This is a genomic window from Deltaproteobacteria bacterium HGW-Deltaproteobacteria-18, from assembly GCA_002841885.1.
Lineage (GTDB): Bacteria > Desulfobacterota > Desulfovibrionia > Desulfovibrionales > Desulfomicrobiaceae > Desulfomicrobium.
Window position 1 is genome coordinate 14,906 of sequence record PHBE01000025.1, and the last position, 20,528, is coordinate 35,433.

A 20,528-nucleotide genomic window follows, 5' to 3' on the forward strand; every position below is an offset into this window, starting at 1 on the left:
CTGCTCCGGGCTCCGTTGCGTCTAGTCCTCATGTCCCCCCCTTGCCTCAGTCGTCAGGCGCGCGATGAGTTCGTCAACGTCCTGCTCCAGCCAGGCCGTGGTTCTTGGTCCTAATTTGATCGGCTTTGGGTAACGCCCCTCGGAAACTCCTAGCCACCAAGCACTCCTTGAGATGGGAATGCGTTCCAGAACCTGACGGACTCGGAGCAGTCGGCCAGGATGCGGAGTGCCCAGTACCTCGGGAAACTGAACTTGATAAGGTTGTTGATCTGTTTTGGGCCGAGTAATTTGTGAGTCCTGATGTCCTTTTTTCATCATATCAACCTCGTAAGAAAAAAAATCCATCTAGGGCGGAATTGCACTAGATGGACAACCATTTGGCACCGGCTTGCTTGAATGAAAAAGGGAACCAATCGGAATTTTTTTTTCCGATTGATTCCCTTCAGGCGGGTGGGTGGAGAAGCGGGAGACTTACTTCTGGCAAGCCTCCTGCTCTATTTCTTTCTGCCGTTTTTCTTCCTCCCGCTTTTCTTCCTGCTCCTTCTGGACGGCAAGCCATATCGGATTCGCGCTGTCCTGCCATGGTAGGCCGAGTGCCTGAGAACGCCATTCACAGGCCAAATGGAAAAATGCCCCTTGGTATCCGCCCAGCGCCTCGCTCTTGTAGCAGAGAATTCCGTCGCCACCTCCGGCCTCCCGGAAGATGACCCGGAGCACCTTGATGTAGTGGACAAGATTCCAGTCCTCCGGGTGGCCGGCTTTACCCTCGGGTATCCGCTTTGCAAACGCCTTGGCTCCCAGGGCATACATTTCGAGACACGCTGCCAGGGGTTGGGGCCTGTAGCGCTTCGTTTCTGGATACGGCAAAGCGTACCTGGACAATCCATATCGCGGATCGATATTGGGCTTTTCAAGCCCGAGGGCGTCCCATAGCTGGTCAACAGCGAGAAATTCGCGGGGGTGCGTGCCGAAATTGACGTTGAGCAGGGCGGCCAGTTTTTTAGCCATCTTTGTAATTTTCTTGAAATGTAGCTTCAGTTCTTTGTCAGTACACAACAGACCGCCTTTGTTTCGTGAACGCGTGGCGTTGTTCCATGCCCGATAAGCTTCTGCCGCCGAAGTCAGGCGTGCGCGTTGATCCTCGTTGAAGTTGAGTTTGCAAGCGGACTCCAAAGTCTCAAAGTCAAGGGTAACCGGCTCGTGGCCCACAATCATGATCGAAGGAATTTCCATGCGCGATACCTCCTTGCCCCTGCGGAAGAATCAGTGGCTAGGCGCACATGGGGCAGGGGTGCGTCCTTCGCTCGCTGTGATCAGCCCTAGATCAGACTTTGGTCACAATGGCCAAATCCAAAGTTTATTTTACGCTTGCTGTGTGATGCAAGGGAATAACCTTTGCGCCTTCCCGGACCTGATCCAGAAAATCCGCCCAAGCCTGCATCATCCGTCGGCGCTCGGGCAGGAAGTCGGCGTGGTTGTATGCCCGACGCACTTCGTCCCGTTCGGCATGGGCAAGCTGGCGCTCGATGGCGTCGCGATTCCAGCCCATTTCGTTCAGGTTCGTGCTGGCCATGGAGCGGAAGCCGTGGGCGGTCATCTGGCCTTTTTCGTAGCCCATGTAACGCAGGGCCGCGTTCAGCGTATTTTCGCTCATGGGTCGGGAGGATGCCCGACCGGGGAAGAGGTATTTGCCTGAGCCCGTGAGGGGCTGCAAATCGTTTTGCAGAATGACGAGCGCCTGTTGGGAGAGCGGGACAATGTGGAGTGCGCGGGCTTTCATTTTCTCGGGCGGAATGCGCCACTCAGCGGCTTCGAAGTTGAATTCCTTCCATTCGGCATGTCTGAGTTCTCCCGGGCGGACAAAGAGAAGGGGAGCAAGGCGCAGGGCGCAACGCACAACGTGGCTACCCTGGTATGCTTCAATATCTCGCAAAAGTTCACCTATCGCCTTAGGTTCGAGGATGGCGGCATGGTGAGTGTGCTTAACGGGTGTGATGGCCCCACGAAGGTCGGCGGACACGTCCCGGTCACAATATCCGCTGGCCACTCCGTAGCGGAAAATTTGGCCACAGGTTGAAAGTTCTCGGTGTGCTGTCTCGATGGTGCCGCGTGCTTCGATGCGGCGGATGGTGCGGAGTAGAGTGGGGGCGTCGATCAGGCGAATTGGCTTTGAGCCGATCCAGGGGAGAATATTGACTTCAAGGCCGCGCATGATGCGTCCTGCGTGCCCGGCGCTCCAGACGGTGGATTTCTTGGTGTGCCATTCCCTGGCGGTCTTCTCGAAGGTCTGAGCATCTTCGAGTTCCTGTTGACCCTTTGCCTGTTCAGCATGCTTGCGCTCGGCTTTGGCTTTCTTGCGGATAGCAGATGGGTCCTGGGGATTGTCGGGGTCGGCTATCTTGCCACGGAGCTTGTCCCGTTTGGCTCTGGCGTCCTTGAGGGAAACGGTAGGGTACGTGCCCAAGCTGATGAGCTTTTCCTTGCTGTCGATCCAGTAACGTAGCCGCCAGCGCTTGTTGCCCGTGGTGGGCACTTCGAGGAAAAGACCGTTTTCGTCGCGGAGCGTGTAACGCTTCTCGCCGGGTGCCGCGTTGCGGATCTGGACCTCTGTCAATTTTGCCATGATGCCCCCCGATGTTCAGCCCTGTGTTTTCAGGATGTTATCCGGTGGAGCTATCCGGTTTTATTTTTTTCTTATCTCGGGAACCCTTGCCAGTCGTGGCCTAGAAGGGTGTACCCGGATAACTTTTTGAGAAAAAACCGGATAACTTTTCAAAAATCGAAAGTTATCCGGAATTCTATCCGGGTGATTAGGCGGATGTCAATGGACGGAATCGGACGAAAAAGGACAAGGCGGGGTGATGAGTCCCGCCTTATGGTTGATTTTGTTGAGATTTTTTTAGACGTTTTAGACAGTAAAAAACCGAATGGATTGTCAACTGGTGGAGCCGGGGAGAATCGAACTCCCGTCCGAGAATGCTCCGCGCAAAGCTTCTACAGGTTTAGTTCATGTTCTGTATCTCGTTTTCAGGTGAGCCCATGAACAGGCGTCCCGAAAACCAGCCCGGATGTAGTCTCGCGATTGGCTGTCCAGACAGCGGCCTTTCGCCAGCCTGATGGGGTTTGCCACCCGGATACGGCTTATCAGACGTCCACCGCACGGATGTGACGACCTTGGTCGTCATGCAACAGTTACCTATTTACTAGGCAGCCATTGCGTAGTCATAATTGTCATTGGCAATTATGTTTCTGCTGGGTTTTGACGAGGACCTCCCAGCACCTCGACCTGCAACTTTGGCCTCATCATCCCCGTCGAAACCAGGGCGGCCCCTTTCAAATAACGCTTGTCCATTCTAAATCCGTTTTTGCAAAAGACAAGGCGGACAAAGCGAAATCATGCCGGTTCATGTTGAACCCGGGTCCTGCAAACATCACGAATGTCCGGACCTGTCAAGTGAATCCGTCCGCGCTGGCGGTCCGGGCTCTTGACGGGCATCGTGCGCATCACTCTGGGCTTTCAAATTTATGGTCCGGTTCATTGTGCGCTGCAAGTCATCAAGGTTTATCGGTTTGCTGATGTAGCCATCCATGCCTGCCGCCATGAATTTTTCCCTGTCACCACTCATGGCGAAGGCTGTCAGCGCAATGATGGGGATGTTCCTTTTCGGTCCGAGGCTGATGGAGGCCCGTATCGATCTGGTTGCTTCCACGCCGTCCATGACCGGCATCTGCACATCCATCAGGATGACGTCAAAATCATCGCGGCCGAGCATATCAAGCGCCATTTCACCATTGGTGGCCACGCTGACCTCGTATCCGAGTTTCTGCAGCATTCTTTGAACAGCAAAGACCGTAATTTCATCGTCTTCGGCCAAGAGCACTCGCCTTGCTTTGGGCGAGATCGGGTCCGCAGTGGAAGAATCCGAAATTTTTACGGCGGTGACGCTCTTATGCAGCGTCACGCAAAAATGAAAACTGGTCCCAACCCCCTCATCGCTCTCGACAGCTATGTTGCCGCCCATCAGGTGCACCAATTGCTTGCAGATGGTCAGGCCCAACCCGGCTCCCTGGTGGGTTCTGGCATATCCTTGGCTGACCTGGGTAAACGGCTGGAAGAGATTGGCGAGGTCTTCGTCATTGATTCCACAGCCCGTGTCTGAAACGGAAACGAATATTCTTTTTTCGGCATCCTTGCGTGCGGACAGGGGGTAAACTTCCACTCTGACATGGCCATGCCGGGTAAATTTAAAGGCGTTGCCGATCAGGTTTGTCAGTATCTGTTGCAAACGCAGCGAGTCTCCGATGACCTCTTGCGGGAGGCCTGGGTCAAAATGATGTTTCAGTTTGACGCCGGTTTTCGCTGCCAAAGGGCTGAAAAGGTCGATGGGTTGGAGCAGGGCGTCCCGGAGATTGAAGGGTTCGCTGCGGATTCTCATCTTGCCCGCCTCCACTCTCGACAAATCGAGAATGTCAGAGAGCAGCTGTGTCAGGCGGTTTGTGGATTGTACCGCCAGGGCCGTGAATTCCTGCTGTTCCTTGTCGAGCGGTGTTGTCTGCAGCAATTGCAGCATGCCGAGGATGCCGTTCATGGGGGTTCTGATTTCGTGACTCATGTTGGCCAGAAATGACGACTTGGCCTGGTTGGCCGCCTCGGCGTCTTCCTTGGCGGCAATGAGCATTTTCTCGGATTGCTTGCGCTCGGAGATATCCACATGGGTGCCGACAACCCTGACCGGATTGCCTTCATGGTCGCGGACGGCACTTGCTCGGGCCAGGATCTCGACCCAGTGGCCGTCCTTGTGGAGCATGCGGATTTCCATCTCGAAACGATCGCGCTTGCCTGCCAGATGTTCACGCATGAGACTCCATGCCTTGAATCTGTCTTCGGGCGCGGTGAGTCTTTCCCATTCCGAAAATTCGTTCTCCACCTCGTGCTCTTCATATCCGAGCATGCTTTTCCAGGCTGGAGAGTAGAATACGGCATTGCTCTGGAGATCCCAATCAAACAAGCCATCTTTTGAGGCAGTCATGGCATAGTGAAATCGCTCTTTGCTTTGGTGTAAAGCTTCCTCTGTAATTTTTCTTGTTTCTATTTCATTTTGTAGATCAATATTTTTTAATAATAATTCAGAAGTTTTTTTGTTTACCTGGAATTTAAAATATAACGTTGCAAGAAAAAATAATAAAAGTCCAAAAGCTATTAAAAAAGATGTAAATTTTATCCATGATGGGATGTATTTTGTATCTCTTTTTTCTAGCCATTTGTATAACGATTCATAATAAATTGAGTTTTTATTATCCAGAAGTTTTGATATGTTTGAATCAAGTGTTGCCAAGAGGTGAAAGGGATCAGGCTTGGATAATGCGAACCTCATCTGGATTGGGTTGAAAATTATTGGTGTTTCCTTGATTTTATATTTGAATTTCTGGCTTGAACCAAAGAAACGATTCACGACTCCGCAATCGACAGTTCTGTTTACGATGGCATCAACGACTTCATTGTAGGTATCAAATTCAATTGAAGTGAACTCAAAACCGAATCCGGACATGAATTTATGAAAAGCGACATTGTGCGTATCGTGCTTCAGAACTGCAATCTTCTTGCCTTGCAAGTCCGAGATGCTTTGCAGGGAATCTGTTTCGTTTACATATAACTGCCCCCAGTTCGTGAGCAGGGTGGCGTTTGAATATTCTATCAGCCTGCTCCGGCTTTCACTGAAGGCCACAGCGGGCAGCAGATCGATCTTTCCCGTCTGAAGACCTGTAAACACCTCGTCCCAGCTGCCGGAAACGAATTCAAGTTCCCATTTTTCCTGGCGGGCCATTTCCAAAAGGGTGTCGGCAAAAATTCCGGAAGGGACGCCTTCTTTGGAGAGGAAATACACGGGTTCATTTTGATATATGCCGACCCGGATTTTTTGGGCCAGCGAAATGCCTGCGAGCATACCGATGCAGGATATGACAAGGAGGAGCTGAACAAAGAGGATTGTGCATTTTTTGCTATGAATCATATGAGCGCCAATCCCCTTGTTTATCTGTTTGTTCAAAGGCTGTTTGCATGCCTGTCATTTTGAACTTCATGCAGGGCTATTTCATTCAGCAGGGAATCGATGGAATTTTCGAGCAATTCAAGGCATGCCTTGAAATTCGCGGCGTCGTTTTCGATGCAGCATCTTTCCATGTCCCTGGCGGCATCCTGCAGGATTCCGGCTCCCAAGTTTGCGGCAGCGCCTCGCATGCTGTGCGCGTGGAGCGCGGCCGTGGCCAGATCGTTGTCTTCCAGCCCGCGCTTCAGAGCTGCGATGCGCAGAGGAATATCCTCCGCAAAACCTGCGAGAATTTCGTCAGCCAACTGCTCATCGTTCAGCAATCGGTCGAGCATTGTCTCCTTGTCCCAGACTAGCGGGCTTTTGTCCTCTTTTTTTGACGGCTCATGGAGCGGTGTTTGTGCTTCGCCATCCTGGAGCGGCAGCCACTTGTCGAGGACCAGCGAGAGGGTCCGCGGGGAAAGGGGCTTTGAGCTGTAATCGTTCATGCCTGTACCTTATGATGTTGTGATACTAAGGACTTGGGGTGTGCTATGCCGTTTGATGAATCGGAAATAACTCAAAGGCGACATCCGCAAGCAGGCGACACCGGATTTCACTTTCCTGTAAAGTCTGCTCAGGCACGTTGTGTTCTTTGACGTCATGGCTGGCCGATAAATGGTAACTTTGTCGTTCTGTTTTGTAATGATTTTTCATTTTCAACTATATTGGTTTTTGTTCATTTTTGTCTGCATGCCGAAAGTAGATGGGAGGAGGCAGTGTAGAAAGCGTCTTTGTCGACAGTATGGTAGCCATGTGCCAAGGAGCAAGCTGTTTGTATGACAACGCGGCGATTGTCGGAGGAAAAAGCGGGGAATTGCGGTATCGAAAGAAGGATTTTGGCGCAGGTGGCAGAAAGTGCTGTAAGCTAGGTGCGCCGCCTTGCGTTTCACAGGCGAGGCGTCCGACCGTGATTTTCATGGAATGGGTGAGAGAGGCGACGGAGATATTCGGGATTGTGCAGGAGGGCGTTGCGCTGGCGACCTGATGGGATGCCCGCACACGGTGACGCGGAAGCGCAAAAAAAAAGGGATCGCTGAATTATCAGCAATCCCTTGATTTTCTGGTGCGCCCGGCATGATTCGAACATGCGACCTACTGATTCGTAGTCAGGCACTCTATCCAACTGAGCTACGGGCGCGTCGAGAAGTCGGTTACTATGGACAAGCGGCTTCATCGTCAAGCAGTTTTTTGCCGAATTTGATTTTTTTTCTTGTGTCCGGTTGCAGCTTTTCGGAAGCCATTTTCCCGTCCGCGCCTTGACAAGGACGGGGGAGTGTCCAACTTGTTTGCTTTATTCACGCGCCTTTAGAAGAGCGCACCCAATAAGGAAGAAATCATGCAGGAAATGCGCGGAACAACAATTCTGGCGGTCAAGGACGACAAGGGTGTCTCCGTGGCCGGCGACGGTCAGGTCACCCTGGGTCAGGCCATCGCCATCAAGCACGGGGCTCGCAAGGTCCGGCGTCTTTACCGTGATCGCATCGTATGCGGCTTTGCCGGATCCACGGCGGACGCCTTCACGCTGTTTGAAAAATTTGAAGCAAAGCTTGAAGAATTTGGCGGAAATCTGGTCCGCGCCAGTGTGGAACTGGCCAAGGACTGGCGTACCGACAAATATCTGCGCCGTCTGGAGGCCATGCTGCTGGTGGCCGACGCCGAGAATATCCTCATGCTCAGCGGCACCGGTGACGTCATCGAGCCCGATGACGGTGTGGCCGCCATCGGCTCCGGCGGGGCCTACGCCATGTCCGCTGCCCGCGCCCTGCGCCGCCACACGGATCTGCCCGCCGAGGACATCGTGCGCAAGTCCATGGCCATCGCCGCCGAGATCTGCGTTTATACCAACGACCACATCATCTTTGAAACCGTGACCAGGAACTCCTGATGAATACCCTGACTCCCCGTGAGATCGTGTCCGAACTGGACAAATACATTGTCGGCCAGACCCAGGCCAAACGCATGGTCGCCATCGCCCTCAGGAATCGCTGGCGCCGCCGTCAGCTCGACCCGGAACTGGCCGAAGAGATCGCGCCCAAAAATATCCTCATGATCGGCCCCACGGGCGTGGGCAAGACCGAGATCGCCCGTCGTCTGGCCAGGCTGGCCGGCTCCCCCTTCATCAAGGTCGAAGCCACCAAGTTCACCGAGGTTGGGTACGTGGGCCGCGATGTGGAGTCCATCATTCGCGACCTGATGGAAATCGGCGTCAACCTGGTCCGCCAGGAAGAGGAGGCGGCGGTTCGCATCAAGGCCGAGGTTTCGGCCGAAGAGCGCCTGCTGGACCTGCTGCTTCCCACCAAACCGCTGGAATCGGCCGGGATCGACTATATCGGTCCCGAATCCCAGGCCGCTGATTCTACCCGCGAAAAGCTTCGGCAGCTGTGGCGGGCGGGCAAGCTCGATGACCGTCTGGTGGAAGTCGAAGTCTCCGCAGGGGGCGGCGTGCAGGTCATGGGCGTGCCGGGCATGGAAGGCATGGAAATGCAGATGCAGGACATGTTCTCCAAAGTCTTCCCCAAGAAAAAGAAGACCAAGAAGGTGGCCGTCCGTAACGCTTATGACATCCTCATTCAGTCCGAGTGCGAGCGCCTCATCGACATGGACAAGGTGCACGAGACCGCCCGCGAACGGGTCCAGGAATCGGGCATCGTCTTTCTGGACGAGATCGACAAGATCTGCGGCGCAAACAGTTCGGGCAAGGCCGATGTTTCACGCGAGGGCGTGCAGCGCGACCTTTTGCCCATAGTCGAGGGCAGCACCGTGAACACAAAGTACGGAATGGTACGCAGTGATCATATTCTCTTCATTGCCGCAGGGGCCTTTCACATGTCCAAACCCTCGGACCTGGTGCCGGAACTGCAGGGACGCTTCCCCTTGCGCGTGGAGCTTGCGGCCCTGACCAAGGAGGATTTCTACCGCATCCTGACCGAACCCCAGAACGCGCTGACAGTGCAGTACAAGGCGTTGCTGGGCACGGAAAAGATCGAGGTCGTCTACACCGACGAGGCGCTTCTTGAAATTGCACGCTTTGCCCAGAAGATAAACGAGGAAACCGAGAATATCGGCGCACGCAGACTGTACACCATCATGGAGAAGATCGTCTCCGACCTGTCCTTCGATGCCCCGGATATGGACGAGGCCATTGTGACCATAGACAAGGACTATGTAGCGGCGGCCCTGCATGATGTGCAGGAGGATAGGGATCTGACGCGGTATATTCTGTAGTGTCTACTTTTTTGCAGTAATATTTCATTATATACGCTGTAATGAATGTTGGAAGTCATGGATTGCCGCGTCGAAGACTCCTCGCAATGACGAGCTGCACAAACCGTCATTGCGAGCGAAGCGCGGCAATCCATCTTTTTTTCTGGATACGCAATGAATGTTGGAAGTCATGGATTGCCGCGTCGAGGACTCCTCGCAATGACGATTTATCCGACCAGTCATTGCAAGGCCGAACATCGTGATAATCAAGATTTAGCCTGAATTGAAATCAGTTCCAGATTCAAAAAAGTTGGCTCCTGCAACGTCTCAGCGCCCCGGGTTGGTCCGGGCCAGGGGCACCGACTGTCTGACTGAGCCAGGCATCGTTTGCTGAATCGGTGCCTGGCGTGCTGTCCTGATTTCCCGTCCTGCATGCTCCGATTCAGCTCTACGAGGTCCGCGATGGAGTTTCGGCGGCCCTGGCCCGGGCCAAACCGGGGCGCGTCCGCCCAGAGAGCCTGTTTTTGCAGGTTCTCCATCCTTGCGGATCATCTATCTGGTCCGCACAGAGACTTCCTCCTCCTTTTCGAACCACAGTACCAGGTCGCAAAACCTCTTCCATCATTGTGCTTGAATTTTTCCCCCCTCCTTGCCAAGGTATTCCCGCATGCCGTCAAACCGGCCCCATTCCCCACCTTTCAAGTCCACGAGGGAGCCATGTCACAAGAAGCTTTGAGAGCCGCCTTTCTGCTGGAGGCGCTGCCTTATATCCGCGAGTTTTACGGCCAGACCATCGTCATAAAATACGGCGGTCACGCCATGAAGGACGAGGCGCTGCGCAAGGGTTTTGCCCTCAACATCCAGTTGCTGCGCTATATCGGCGTCAATCCGGTCATCGTGCACGGCGGCGGGCCGCAGATCGGCAACATGCTCAAGCAGCTCGGCATCACCTCCGAGTTCCGCCAGGGTCTGCGCGTCACCGATGACGCGACCATGGACGTGGTCGAGATGGTGCTGGTGGGCAAGGTCAACAAGGAAATCGTCAACCTCATCAACACCCAGGGCGGCCGGGCCGTTGGGCTGTCCGGCAAGGACGGGCGGATGATCTGGGCCCAGAAGCTGGAGATGGCCGTGGAACGCGCCGACGCACCGCCCGAGATCATTGACCTTGGCAACGTCGGCGAGGTCGTGGCCGTGGACACTTCGGTCATCAGCTCGCTGCAGGCCGCAAACTTCATTCCGGTCATCGCCCCGGTGGGCGTGGACGAGGAAGGCAACACCTACAACATCAATGCAGACTCCGTGGCCAGTGCCGTGGCCGTGGCCGTGGGCGCCAAGAAGCTCATCCTGCTGACCGATGTGCCGGGCGTGCTGGACAAGAAGGGCGAGCTCATCTCCTCCATGACCCTGCATCAGGCCGTGCACGCCCTGGAGCAGGGCGTGGTTACCGGCGGCATGATCCCCAAGATCAAGTGCTGCATGGAGGCCGTGGACGGAGGCGTGTCCAAGGCCCACATTCTGGACGGCAGGGTGGAGAACGTCATCCTGCTTGAAATGTTCACCCAGGGCGGAATCGGTTCTGAAATAACGAGCAAATAGTCACGTCTCCCCTGTTGATAAAGCCCGGCCTCTGCCTTGATGGTAGCCGGGCTTTTTTTCGCCCACCTGCTTAGGACTGCATCCATCTTAGTCCGCGTACTTCCATGTGTGCCGGGTTTAAAGCACTCCGGTTTTTTTCTTGCCAACATCCTCCGCACTCGGCAAAGCCTATGAAATCGTGGCAATGCAGGATCGTGATGCGTCCCTGGCGCATCGGACGAGAGCGGCCGCAACGTGGAGGTGTTTGTGCGTATTGTCCTTGGCATCCTGATCCTGTTTTCATTTCTCGGCGCGGTCGATGACTGGTGGCGCAGCCCGACGCTCCTGGCTCTTCCCGTCCTCGGCGTGGTCTGCTGGGTTCTTGCGTCCCGCATTGCGGCGCAGGAGAAAAAGATACGGGAACTTCAACACCTGCTCCGCGCAAAATCATCCGAGCGCACGTCTGCAACGCATGAAACCATGGCGGCAGCCGCGCCTGCTGCGACTGATTCCGTCCAGGACGGTGCCGATTCGGGTGCGGGCGCATCCCGTGCCTTCGCGCCCGAGTCCGGTTGGAGCACGGGTGGGGACACCGGCGAGGATTTCGTCTTCTCCGCCCAGGAGGAGCTCGCTCCCAAGCTGGCTGCATCGCGGCCCGTCACCAAAACGGAGCACATGGCTCCGGACTGGCTCGCCGCCGCCTGGTCGCAGACCCTGGCCTGGGTCACCGGCGGGAATCCCGTGGTCAAGGTCGGGCTGGTGGTGCTCTTTTTCGGAGTCTCCTTTTTACTGAAGTACGCTTCCGATCACAGCCTGCTGCCGGTGGAACTGCGCATGGCCGGGGCCGGAATGCTGGGTGTTGTCCTGCTGGCTCTGGGCTGGCGGCTGCGGCACGGCAATCCCGTCTACGCCCTGCTGGTGCAGGGCGGGGGCGTCGGCGTGCTGTATCTGACCATTTTTGCGGCGGCCCGTTTTCTGGACATGATCCCGCCGCTGTGGGCCCTGATCCTCATGTGCGCGGTGGTCGTCTTTTCAGGAATCCTGGCCGTGGTGCAGAACGCTTCGGCCCTGGCCGTATTCGGCGCGGCGGGGGGCTTTCTGGCCCCTATCCTGCTGTCCACGGGGCAGGGCAGCCACGTGCAGCTCTTCGGCTATTACGCCCTGCTGAACCTCGGCGTCCTCGGCATCGCCTGGTACAGAACGTGGCGGGTGCTCAACCTGCTCGGGTTCGCCTGCACCTTCGGCATCGGGGCGCTGTGGGGAGCCAGGTTCTATTCTCCGGAGTATTTCTCGACCACCGAGCCCTTTCTGATCCTCTTTTTCCTCATGTACGGGACCGTCTCCATCCTCTTCGCCCGTGCCCATAGCGGCTCCGGGCGAACCAGGCTCGACAGCGCGCTGGTCTTCGGACTGCCGCTAGCGGCCTTCGGGCTGCAAATGGGGCTGGTGCACGACATTGAAATGGGCGCGGCTTTCAGCTGTCTGGGCCTTGCGCTGTGGTACATCCTGCCCCTAAGGCTGCTCTGGAAGAAAAGCGGCGGTCTTGGGCTCCTGGCCGAGGCCCATCTCGCCCTGGGCGTGATCTTTCTTTCCCTGGCCGTGCCCATGGCCCTTGATGCTTCATGGACCGCGTCAACCTGGGCCCTTGAAGGCGCGGGGATGATCTGGCTGGGGCTTCGGCAGGAGCGGCTCGTCACCCGGATCTTCGGCCTGCTGCTGCAGATCGGCGCGGCCCTGGCCTTTGCCGCCTCGCTCTCCCTGTGGTCTGTGCATCTGGACAGCGGGCATCTTCTGGCCGGGCTCTTTCTGGGGCTGGGAGGCTTTTTTTCGAGCTGGACCTACTGGACTTTGCCTGAGGCGCGACTTTCCCATGAGGAACCGCTGCCGCTGGTCATGGGGCTGTGGGGCGCTGCGTGGTGGTACGGGACCTGGTTTTTCTGGGCCGGGGAGCAGGTTCACCCGGATCCGATTTTCCTGGCGGCGATTTTGGCAGCCCTCGGCGTCTGGTCCGTGCTGCACAGGAGGGCCACATGGCCCATGCCCCGGTATCTTGCGCAGTTTACGGTCGTGCTGCTGCTTTGCAGCGCCATCCTGTGGAGCGGACATCCCGGAGCGGATTGGGGATGGCTTGGCTGGCCGCTGGCCCTGCTGGCTCAATTCGGGATGCTTTTCGCCCTGGAAGAGAGCTGGGACGCACGGGTGCGCGGCTGGGTGCATACGCTCGGTGCGCTCCTGGTCGCGGTGCTGGCCCTGCGTGAAGCGCACAGGCAGACGATCATCCATCTCGCTCAAAACGGAAGCTGGGCCGATGCCGCAGCGGCCGTGACCGGAATCCTGCTGCTCATTGTCATCGTCTACCCGCGCCTGGACTGGCCTCTGCGCAGGCATTTCGCTGCATATCTTCGCGCCGGCGGAGCCCTTGCGGCGTTTCTGGCCCTGTGGTGGATCGGGGCCTGCTTCGTCAGTGGCAATCCCCGCCCCCTGCCGTATGTCCCGGTCCTGAACCCCCTCGATCTGACCCAGGCGCTGGTGCTGGTCACCCTGGCGGTCTGGGCGCGCAAGGCGGTGGGGCATGACGTGATCAGAGATCCCCGGGTCGAGCGTTTTCTGCCCGCCGTCCTGGCTGGGTGGGCCTTTGTCTGGATGAACGTGGTCGTGGCCAGGACGGTTCATTTTCTGGGCGATGTGCCCTATGCCTTGGAATCCATGTTTCGCTCCGACGTGTTGCAGGCAGCCTGTTCGGTGCTCTGGTCCCTGGCTGCGCTTGGGGCCATGCTCCTGGGGCGCAGGCGCGTCCTGCGGGAGGCCTGGATGGCCGGGGCCGGGCTGCTGGCGGTCGTGGTCGGCAAGCTTTTTCTGGTCGATCTGGATGGGCGCGGCACCGTGGCGCGCATTGTCTCGTTTCTGGGTGTGGGGCTGCTCATGCTTGTGGTGGGTTATTTCTGTCCGATGCCGCCCAAGGGGAAAAAATCATGATCTTCGTCCTGCTGCTTCTGCTTGCGCCTTTCTCAGCCCAGGCCGCCTCGCCCATGGACTTTGCCCGCGGCTACCTTCTGGAAACAGAAGCGGATTTTGCCCTGCAACGCCTGGAACTGCCTTTTGAAGTTTACAATGCCAGCGTGCGAGACGACCTTGGCGATCTGCGCGTGTTCAACGCCGAGGGTGCCGAGGTGCCCATGCACCTGCGCCGCGTCGCAGTACAGGCTGTCGCCGCGCAGGAAACGCCTCTGCCCCTTTTTCGAATTTCGGACGGGCCTGAAGGCGCCTTGGATTATGACTTTCGCATGAACGTGCGCACCTCGGACCAGGGTGCCGTACTGGAGACCCGGATGACCGCGCTTCCCGCGGGGACGCATCAGTCTCTGCTGCTTGACGCTTCCGCCATCACCGAAGACATCGCCGCGCTGCGTTTCGAGGCCGGGGCCTCATCGTCGGCCTTCATCCGTGTCGAAGTGCAAGGCAGTGACGACCTGTATTCCTGGCGTGCGGCCGGAAGCGCGGTGCTGGCCTTCATGGAGCACCAGAATGGACGCATCCTGCAGGACAGGGTCATGCTCCACGGCAAGCGCTGGAAATATTATCTGCTGACGGGACAGGCCGACCTTTCGGTTCTGGCCAGAGCCCATGCGCGGATGGTCGGCGGCGACGCGGACGTGACCCGTCGTTTTCTGCCCCTGCACGGACATCTGGTAGCTGAAGATACCTACGAGTATGCGTTGCCGCCCGCCTTGCCGGTGGATGTGCTGGATCTGGGAGACGTGGAAAATGCTGTGCTGGGCGTGAAAGTGCTCAGGCCTTTGAACGAAGACTGGCGTGCCGTGGCGGCAGGAGCGCTTTTTCGTCTGACCGTTGACGGGCAGTTGCTGGACGGTCCGGGCCTTGCGCTGCATGGCCCTTGTGAGCGCTTGCGGATCGTGATGCAGGGCGCGCCGGTGCCGCTGCGTGTCGGGTGGGTGCCTCATGAGCTTGTCTTCATGCCGCAAGGCCCCGGGCCGTTCACTCTGGCCATGGGCAAGCATTCCGCAAAACGCGCACCCGATATGCTTTCCGCCATGCTCGGCGACAAAAAGATCGGGACGCTGGGGCTGGGTACAGCCAAGCTTGCGGCCCCGGTTGTCCTGGGCGGTGACGATCGGCTGTTGCCGGAACCGGATCATGCCGGACTTGTGCTTTGGGCGGTGCTAGGCTTTGGGGTGATCCTGCTCGGATTCATGGCCTGGCAGTTGCTGCGGACCCTGGATCAAAAAAAATGACTGCCGGACGTCAAGGCGGCCGGCAGTCAAAAAAAAGCAGTTGAAGCCTAGTTCAGCGTCGCCTGCACCAGACGCACGTTGTTCATCACGTCATCGATAAGCCCGGGACTCAGCAGGATCTCCCGGGCTTCCTGTTTCGAGAAGATCTCGCGGAAGCTGGGGTCGAGCTGGTCGAGTTTGCGGACGTCGTCGAGCAGGGTGCCGTGCGGCGAGATGAGTTTGGCCACTTGGTCGGCCAAAAAAAGCACGGTCAGGCTCTTGGCCTGCTGCCCGTCACATTCAAGCTGTGAAACCGGCAGCAGCGCAGGAAGGTGGTGGCTCAGGACCAGGGTGCGCAGCTGATCCGGGATGCTCCCCCCTTGGGCCATGATCTGGGCAGCCTGGATATGGGTGGCCATGAGACGCTCGTATTCGCGGTCCAGGGTTTGAGGATACACTTCGCCCTCTTCGGGATCTTTGACCAGCAGGATGAGCACGAGCTTGCCGATGTCGTGCATCAGTCCGGCTGTGTACAGGGCGCCGCTGTCCAGATCCTGCCTTGCCCTTGCCATGTACGAGGCGGCGATGGCGGTGGAGTTCATGTGCTGCCAGACGGTCTTGAACATGCGCTGATGTTCGGGATGCTTGTACAGCGAATAGGGCATGACTCCAAATGCGATGAGGTTTTTCAGATTGGTCAGGCCCAGGATGTTCACGGCGGTGTGGATGGATTTGACATCCGTGGCCACGCGAAAAAACGGGGAGTTGATGGTTTTCAGCACGCGGGAAGAGAGCAGGGGGTCGCGGGTGACCAGATCGCCGAGCTCTTTCATGCTGACGCCGGGATTGTCGATGGCGGCCAGGGAGGAGTGCAGGGTGCCTACCTTGTCGAAGGCCTTGACCAGATTCGAGATTGCGGTTTGAGCCAGGGCCGAGGGCGGTTCGTAGACGTGGGTCAGTTGGTTGCCGGTTGATGACGGCGTACCGGAGTAGATATGATCCAGGGCGCGGATCAATACTGATTCCCACTCATTGAATGCAGTTTGTTTGGTGACAACCGGAATTATCTTTACTGGATTATGATCTTCACCAAAGATGGGTTCCAGCTCCGGCTTGCGCGAAACATAAAAATACATGAGCGCTACAAGGCCAAGCAGTGTAGGTACGACAAAAATGTAGGACATGATCACCCCATGAATAAAGAATATGTGAAACTTCCTTAAGCACGAGGGTGTGTGATTGCAACGAATTTTATCATGTATCGCAAGCATCGTGAAAGTTGCTGCAAAACAGGGTGAATCGATATGCAGCCATAAAAAAAGCCTCCATTGCTGGAGGCTTTTTTTATGGCTCAGATGAAGTGGAATCAAAGTCCGGCGTCGTCCACAAGTTCCATGCTTCTGGCTGCGCGGACCTCGTCGAGACGCTCCACTGGAGTGGTCACGGGAGCGTTTTGAATTGATTGCGCATCGGTATCGACACGTCCGAGTATTTCGATCAGGTCATCGATGAATCCGTCCAGGGTTTCCTTGCTTTCCGTCTCCGTGGGCTCGAACATCAGGCATTCCTTGACGATGAGCGGAAAGTAGATGGTCGGGGCATAGTGCCCCTTGTCGAGCAGGGCCTTGGCCAGATCCAGGGCTCGAACACCCTTTTCGGCCTGTTTCGCGGCCGAGGCCACGAACTCGTGCATGCAGATGCGGTCGTGGGGGATTTCGAGATGATCCTCCAGACGTTTGCGCAGGTAGTTGGCGGCCAGGACCGCGTTCTCCGAAGCGCGCACAATGCCTTCACGGCCCAGGCGCAGGATGTAGGCGTAGGCTTTGAGGATGACCCCGAAATTGCCGTAGAAGGGCGCGATATAGCCGATGGATTTGGGGTAGTCGTAGTTCAGGTAGTATTGTCCGTCCTCGAGTTTCACCACTCGCGAAACGGGCAGGTAGTCCACCAGACGCCGGCTTACGCCAACGGGCCCCGAGCCGGGTCCGCCGCCGCCGTGAGGGGTGGCGAAGGTCTTGTGCAGGTTCAGGTGCACGATGTCGAAGCCGACGTCGCCGACGCGCATCTTGCCCATGATGGCGTTCAGGTTAGCGCCGTCGTAGTAAAGCAGCCCGTCCACGCCGTGGATCAGCTTGACGATGCGTTCCAGCCCGCACTCGAAAAGCCCCAGGGTGTTGGGGCAGGTCATCATCAGACCCGCGACCTCGTCGTCAAGGACCTTTTCGAGTTCGTCGGGGTCGATCATCCCGTTTTTGGATTCGATGGAGACGACATCGTAACCCGCGATGGCCGCCGAGGCAGGGTTGGTGCCGTGGGCCGAGTCGGGGACGATGATCTTGGTCTTCTTGTTGCCCTTGTCGTTGTGATAGGCGGCCATGAGCATGACCCCGGTCAGCTCGCCGTGGGCTCCGGCCATGGGTTGCAGGGTGAAGGCGTCCATGCCGGTGATCTCGGCCAGGAGCTGCTCGGTCTCGTAGAGCACTTCCAGCGCGCCCTGGGTCATGTGTCCGGCCCCCTTGAGCTGCGGGATAAGCGGGTGCACGGAGGTGAACCCGGGCTGGGCGGCCACGGCCTCGGTGAATTTCGGGTTGTACTTCATGGTGCACGACCCGAGGGGATAGAAATTGCTGTCCACGCTGTAATTGAGGCGGGAGAGCTTGGTGAAATGACGGATGACGTCTATCTCGGACAGTTCGGGGAGTTTCGGGGGGCAGCCGCGCAGCAGCTCGTCCGGGATGGTGGACGACGGATTTCCCTTGGGGGCGTCGGGCCACACGCCGGTTCTGCCCTTGGCGGAATCGGAGAACATGGTTTTCACAGGGCACCTCCAATCAATTCGGCCAGGATGCCGACGCTCTGCTGTGTGGTTTTTTCGGTGCAGGCCACCAGGAGGTGGTTGTCCATGCCCTGGTAGTAGCGGCCAAGGGGGAAGCCGGGCACGTATTTGGTGACAAGGAGCTTGTCGATGACCTCGTAGGCGCGCACGGGCAGCTCGACGGTGAATTCGTTGCCGAAAGGCTGGTTGACCACGCGTACTCCGGGCAGCTGTTCCAGGCGCTTGGCTGCATAGCTGGCGCGTTCCATGCCGATCTGGGCCGTGCGCTTGAGCCCTTCGGGCCCGAGCAGGCTCATGTACATGAGTGCGCGCAGGGCGCACAGGGCCTGGTTGGAGCAGATGTTGGATGTGGCCTTCTCGCGGCGGATATGCTGCTCCCGGGCCTGCAGGGTCAACACGAAGCCGGTCTTGCCGCTCTTGTCCACGGTGCGTCCGACGATGCGGCCGGGCATCTGGCGGATGAGCTGCTTGTTGCAGGCCATGATGCCCAGGTACGGACCGCCGAAACTGAGCGGCAGCCCGAGACTCTGACCCTCGGCCACGGCGATATCGGCGCCCATTTCGCCCGGAGTCTTGAGCAGGGACTGCATGATCGGATAGGTCGAGATGATGGAGACGATCTTGTGTTCGCGGGCCTTGGTGAAAAGGGCCGTGAAATCCTGGATCGTGCCGAAGAAGTTGGGATTCTGGACGATGACGGCCGCCGTGTCGTCATTCAGGGCAGCAAGCAGCGCATCCACGTCCGTTTTGCAATTCTGGTGAGGGATGGTCACCAGATCGAGTTTGAGGTTCGTGGTGTAGCTGTCGAGCATGACCCTGTAGATGGGGTTCACGCTCTCGGAGATGACGATGCGCGTGCGTTTGTTCTGGCGCACGGCCATCATGATCGCTTCGTAGAGCGCTGTTCCGCCGTCATAGAGGGAAGCATTGGCGTATTGCAGGTCAAGAAGGCGTGCCACGGCAGTCTGATATTCAAAGATCGCCTGCAGCATGCCCTGGGAGGCTTCGGCCTGATAGGGGGTGTATGCGGTATAGAATTCACCCCGACTGCAGAGCGCGTCCACTGCGCTTGGAATATAGTGATCGTAGAATCCTGCGCCCAGGAACGAGGTCAGATCCGTGTGGTTTTTGGCCGCCGTCTTTTCGAGCTTCTGGCGGACGTCCATTTCGCTCAGGCCCCGAGGCAGGTTCAGTTCGGCGGCCCGGAATTTTTTCGGAATATCTTCGAACAGGGCTTCCACGCTGTCCACGCCGACGGTGGCCAGCATTTCGCTCTGTTCGGCAGGGGTATGCGGTATGAAGGGCATGTCGCCTCCGGATGATGGGCTGCGTCCATCCGGCCGGAGGCGACGAGTTCAGGCAAAAAAGAATGAACGTTCGCGCAGCGGAAGGGGCAGCCTGATGATTGGGTTTAGTGCGCTTCGGCGGCGCACAGGGCTGCGTAGGCGTCGGCGTCCAGAAGTCCTTCGGGTGCGGCGGAAAGGCGGACCTTGAACAGCCAGCCTGCGCCGAATGCATCCTTGTTGACCAGTTCCGGCGCGTTTTCCAACTCCGTGTTGACTGCGGTGATCTCTCCGCTGACCGGGGAGTATATTTCGCTGGCGGCCTTGACCGATTCCACCGTTCCGATCTCGGCTCCGGCCTCGGCCTGGTCGCCGGGCTGGGGGAGTTCGACGAAAGTCAGATCGCCGAGCTGCTCCTGAGCGAAGTGGCTGATGCCGATCACGGCCTCGTCGCCTTCGATTTTGACCCATTCATGGGATTTTGCGTATAGAAGTTCCTTGGGATTCATGACAGCCTCCAGTGTTGTTTTTTGGAGATTCGGGTTGGATCGTTTCCAGCCCCTTGAGTTCGCGCTGACATAAATATATTGCCACGAAAGCGCAATAAAGAGATGAGGAGCGCGGAAAATAGATTATGCATTGCCAAATATTCTTCGAGGAGGAAGTATGAAATTGGTGCGTGTGGCGGGGCTTTTCATAATGATGTTGTTGATTTCTTCCAACGCCTGGTGTTCGGGCCTGACTGCAAACGACGTGAAGGGCTTTATTGCCTCCATGCAGGAACTCAAGCCGTATTTTGATCAGTACGCCGAAGAGAGCGGTGATGACGGTGACGCAACCAGTACCGCCCAGGTCGTGACTGATTGGGCCCAGGGCCTCAAGGAGAAGCGCGATGTGGAAGCCATTCTCGGAAAGCACGGATTTGACTTTACCACCTGGTCGACGGTTTCCCAGCAGGTGACCCAGGCATACATGGCCATCAGGCTGGGCAAGGACGGGCAGGATGTCATGGGCCAGATGCAGCAGTCCATCGCCGAGATCGAAGGCAACAAGGACATCCCGGCCGAATACAAGTCCCAGATGATCACACAGATGCAGACGAGCATGGCGGAAATGGAGAAGGTGCTTACAGCGTCGCCGGAAGATCAGGATACGGTGAAGCCTTTTGTTTCCGAACTGGATGGAATTTTTGAAATGCAGGAATAGAGGCGCGCTTTCTCTGGTGACCATATGCCGCCTCCGGGCGGCATTGTGTTTTGCGGCTGCCGGAAGGGAGTTGATTTTTGGACAGGAGAATCTTCCCAAG

Annotated in this window: 17 protein-coding genes, 1 tRNA gene and 1 other RNA gene; 7 read left to right on the forward strand and 12 right to left on the reverse strand. The window is 57.2% G+C overall.

Annotated elements, in window-relative coordinates; translation table 11 throughout:
• Positions 1-21 precede the first annotated feature (21 nt).
• From CVU60_17235 to CVU60_17260, 6 genes are all read right to left on the reverse strand, one after another.
• Entirely contained in the window at positions 22-315 is a 294-nt protein-coding gene (locus CVU60_17235; protein ID PKN40159.1) for a hypothetical protein, read from the reverse strand.
• 156 nt (positions 316-471) lie between these two features.
• The gene (locus tag CVU60_17240; protein ID PKN40136.1) at positions 472-1,233 is read right to left on the reverse strand and encodes a hypothetical protein; all 762 of its coding nucleotides are present in this window, start codon (positions 1,231-1,233) and stop codon (positions 472-474) included.
• 124 nt (positions 1,234-1,357) lie between these two features.
• Positions 1,358-2,623, reverse strand: a complete 1,266-nt coding sequence (locus tag CVU60_17245) for an integrase (GenBank protein ID PKN40137.1) — start codon at positions 2,621-2,623, stop codon at positions 1,358-1,360.
• 317 nt (positions 2,624-2,940) lie between these two features.
• Positions 2,941-3,331, reverse strand: a transfer-messenger RNA (tmRNA) gene (gene ssrA, locus CVU60_17250).
• A gap of 100 nt (positions 3,332-3,431) precedes the next feature.
• On the reverse strand, positions 3,432-6,011 hold the full coding sequence (locus tag CVU60_17255; protein PKN40138.1) for a hypothetical protein: 2,580 nt from the start codon (positions 6,009-6,011) through the stop codon (positions 3,432-3,434).
• A 32-nt stretch (positions 6,012-6,043) separates the two neighbouring features.
• A complete protein-coding gene (locus CVU60_17260) occupies positions 6,044-6,535 on the reverse strand; it encodes a hypothetical protein (protein PKN40139.1) in 492 nt (163 codons plus the stop codon).
• Between the two features lie 326 nt (positions 6,536-6,861).
• On the opposite strand from CVU60_17260, the gene CVU60_17265 reads away from it, so the two are divergent.
• Positions 6,862-7,074, forward strand: a complete 213-nt coding sequence (locus CVU60_17265; GenBank protein ID PKN40140.1) for a hypothetical protein — start codon at positions 6,862-6,864, stop codon at positions 7,072-7,074.
• A gap of 76 nt (positions 7,075-7,150) precedes the next feature.
• Here CVU60_17265 and CVU60_17270 read toward each other — a convergent pair.
• A tRNA-Arg gene (locus tag CVU60_17270) sits at positions 7,151-7,227 on the reverse strand.
• A gap of 198 nt (positions 7,228-7,425) precedes the next feature.
• Here CVU60_17270 and CVU60_17275 point away from each other — a divergent pair.
• Together CVU60_17275 and CVU60_17280 are read left to right on the forward strand one after the other, a co-directional pair.
• Positions 7,426-7,974, forward strand: coding sequence for an HslU--HslV peptidase proteolytic subunit (locus CVU60_17275; protein PKN40141.1), 549 nt, complete (start codon positions 7,426-7,428; stop codon positions 7,972-7,974).
• The gene (locus CVU60_17280; protein ID PKN40142.1) at positions 7,971-9,314 is read left to right on the forward strand and encodes an HslU--HslV peptidase ATPase subunit; all 1,344 of its coding nucleotides are present in this window, start codon (positions 7,971-7,973) and stop codon (positions 9,312-9,314) included. The genes CVU60_17275 and CVU60_17280 overlap by 4 nt, the downstream gene beginning before the upstream one ends.
• Before the next feature lie 245 nt (positions 9,315-9,559).
• Here CVU60_17280 and CVU60_17285 read toward each other — a convergent pair whose 3' ends face one another.
• Positions 9,560-9,832, reverse strand: coding sequence for a hypothetical protein (locus CVU60_17285; GenBank protein ID PKN40143.1), 273 nt, complete (start codon positions 9,830-9,832; stop codon positions 9,560-9,562).
• A 178-nt stretch (positions 9,833-10,010) separates the two neighbouring features.
• On the opposite strand from CVU60_17285, the gene argB reads away from it, so the two are divergent.
• From argB to CVU60_17300, 3 genes are all read left to right on the forward strand, one after another.
• Complete coding sequence (gene argB, locus CVU60_17290) at positions 10,011-10,892, forward strand: acetylglutamate kinase (GenBank protein ID PKN40144.1); 882 nt, start codon at positions 10,011-10,013, stop codon at positions 10,890-10,892.
• 246 nt (positions 10,893-11,138) lie between these two features.
• Positions 11,139-13,847: a DUF2339 domain-containing protein gene (locus CVU60_17295; GenBank protein PKN40145.1), complete on the forward strand. Its 2,709-nt coding sequence runs from the start codon at positions 11,139-11,141 to the stop codon at positions 13,845-13,847.
• Entirely contained in the window at positions 13,844-15,124 is a 1,281-nt protein-coding gene (locus CVU60_17300) for a hypothetical protein (GenBank protein ID PKN40146.1), read from the forward strand. Before CVU60_17295 ends, CVU60_17300 begins: the two co-directional genes overlap by 4 nt.
• A gap of 47 nt (positions 15,125-15,171) precedes the next feature.
• Here CVU60_17300 and CVU60_17305 read toward each other — a convergent pair whose 3' ends face one another.
• The 4 genes from CVU60_17305 to gcvH form a co-directional block, all read right to left on the reverse strand.
• Positions 15,172-16,374 (reverse strand): hypothetical protein, encoded by a 1,203-nt coding sequence (locus CVU60_17305; protein PKN40147.1) that lies wholly within the window; start codon positions 16,372-16,374, stop codon positions 15,172-15,174.
• Positions 16,375-16,469: 95 nt separating this feature from the next.
• Positions 16,470-17,912 carry a glycine dehydrogenase (aminomethyl-transferring) gene (locus tag CVU60_17310; GenBank protein PKN40160.1) on the reverse strand — a complete coding sequence of 481 codons (1,443 nt, stop codon included), beginning with the start codon at positions 17,910-17,912 and terminating at the stop codon, positions 16,470-16,472.
• Between the two features lie 5 nt (positions 17,913-17,917).
• Positions 17,918-19,246: an aminomethyl-transferring glycine dehydrogenase gene (locus tag CVU60_17315; GenBank protein PKN40148.1), complete on the reverse strand. Its 1,329-nt coding sequence runs from the start codon at positions 19,244-19,246 to the stop codon at positions 17,918-17,920.
• A 104-nt stretch (positions 19,247-19,350) separates the two neighbouring features.
• Positions 19,351-19,731 carry a glycine cleavage system protein H gene (gene gcvH / locus CVU60_17320; GenBank protein PKN40149.1) on the reverse strand — a complete coding sequence of 127 codons (381 nt, stop codon included), beginning with the start codon at positions 19,729-19,731 and terminating at the stop codon, positions 19,351-19,353.
• A 157-nt stretch (positions 19,732-19,888) separates the two neighbouring features.
• On the opposite strand from gcvH, the gene CVU60_17325 reads away from it, so the two are divergent.
• Positions 19,889-20,428, forward strand: a complete 540-nt coding sequence (locus CVU60_17325; GenBank protein PKN40150.1) for a hypothetical protein — start codon at positions 19,889-19,891, stop codon at positions 20,426-20,428.
• Positions 20,429-20,528: the final 100 nt, after the last annotated feature.

Coding starts and splice junctions, on each gene's coding strand:
- CVU60_17235 (PKN40159.1), bottom strand. CDS start 315: ATGAAAAAAGGACATCAGGACTCACAAATTACTCGGCCCAAAACAGAT.
- CVU60_17240 (PKN40136.1), bottom strand. CDS start 1,233: ATGGAAATTCCTTCGATCATGATTGTGGGCCACGAGCCGGTTACCCTT.
- CVU60_17245 (PKN40137.1), bottom strand. CDS start 2,623: ATGGCAAAATTGACAGAGGTCCAGATCCGCAACGCGGCACCCGGCGAG.
- CVU60_17255 (PKN40138.1), bottom strand. CDS start 6,011: ATGATTCATAGCAAAAAATGCACAATCCTCTTTGTTCAGCTCCTCCTT.
- CVU60_17260 (PKN40139.1), bottom strand. CDS start 6,535: ATGAACGATTACAGCTCAAAGCCCCTTTCCCCGCGGACCCTCTCGCTG.
- CVU60_17275 (PKN40141.1), top strand. CDS start 7,426: ATGCAGGAAATGCGCGGAACAACAATTCTGGCGGTCAAGGACGACAAG.
- CVU60_17285 (PKN40143.1), bottom strand. CDS start 9,832: ATGGAGAACCTGCAAAAACAGGCTCTCTGGGCGGACGCGCCCCGGTTT.
- argB (PKN40144.1), top strand. CDS start 10,011: ATGTCACAAGAAGCTTTGAGAGCCGCCTTTCTGCTGGAGGCGCTGCCT.
- CVU60_17300 (PKN40146.1), top strand. CDS start 13,844: ATGATCTTCGTCCTGCTGCTTCTGCTTGCGCCTTTCTCAGCCCAGGCC.
- CVU60_17305 (PKN40147.1), bottom strand. CDS start 16,374: ATGCTTGCGATACATGATAAAATTCGTTGCAATCACACACCCTCGTGC.
- CVU60_17310 (PKN40160.1), bottom strand. CDS start 17,912: ATGTTCTCCGATTCCGCCAAGGGCAGAACCGGCGTGTGGCCCGACGCC.
- CVU60_17315 (PKN40148.1), bottom strand. CDS start 19,246: ATGCCCTTCATACCGCATACCCCTGCCGAACAGAGCGAAATGCTGGCC.
- gcvH (PKN40149.1), bottom strand. CDS start 19,731: ATGAATCCCAAGGAACTTCTATACGCAAAATCCCATGAATGGGTCAAA.
- CVU60_17325 (PKN40150.1), top strand. CDS start 19,889: ATGAAATTGGTGCGTGTGGCGGGGCTTTTCATAATGATGTTGTTGATT.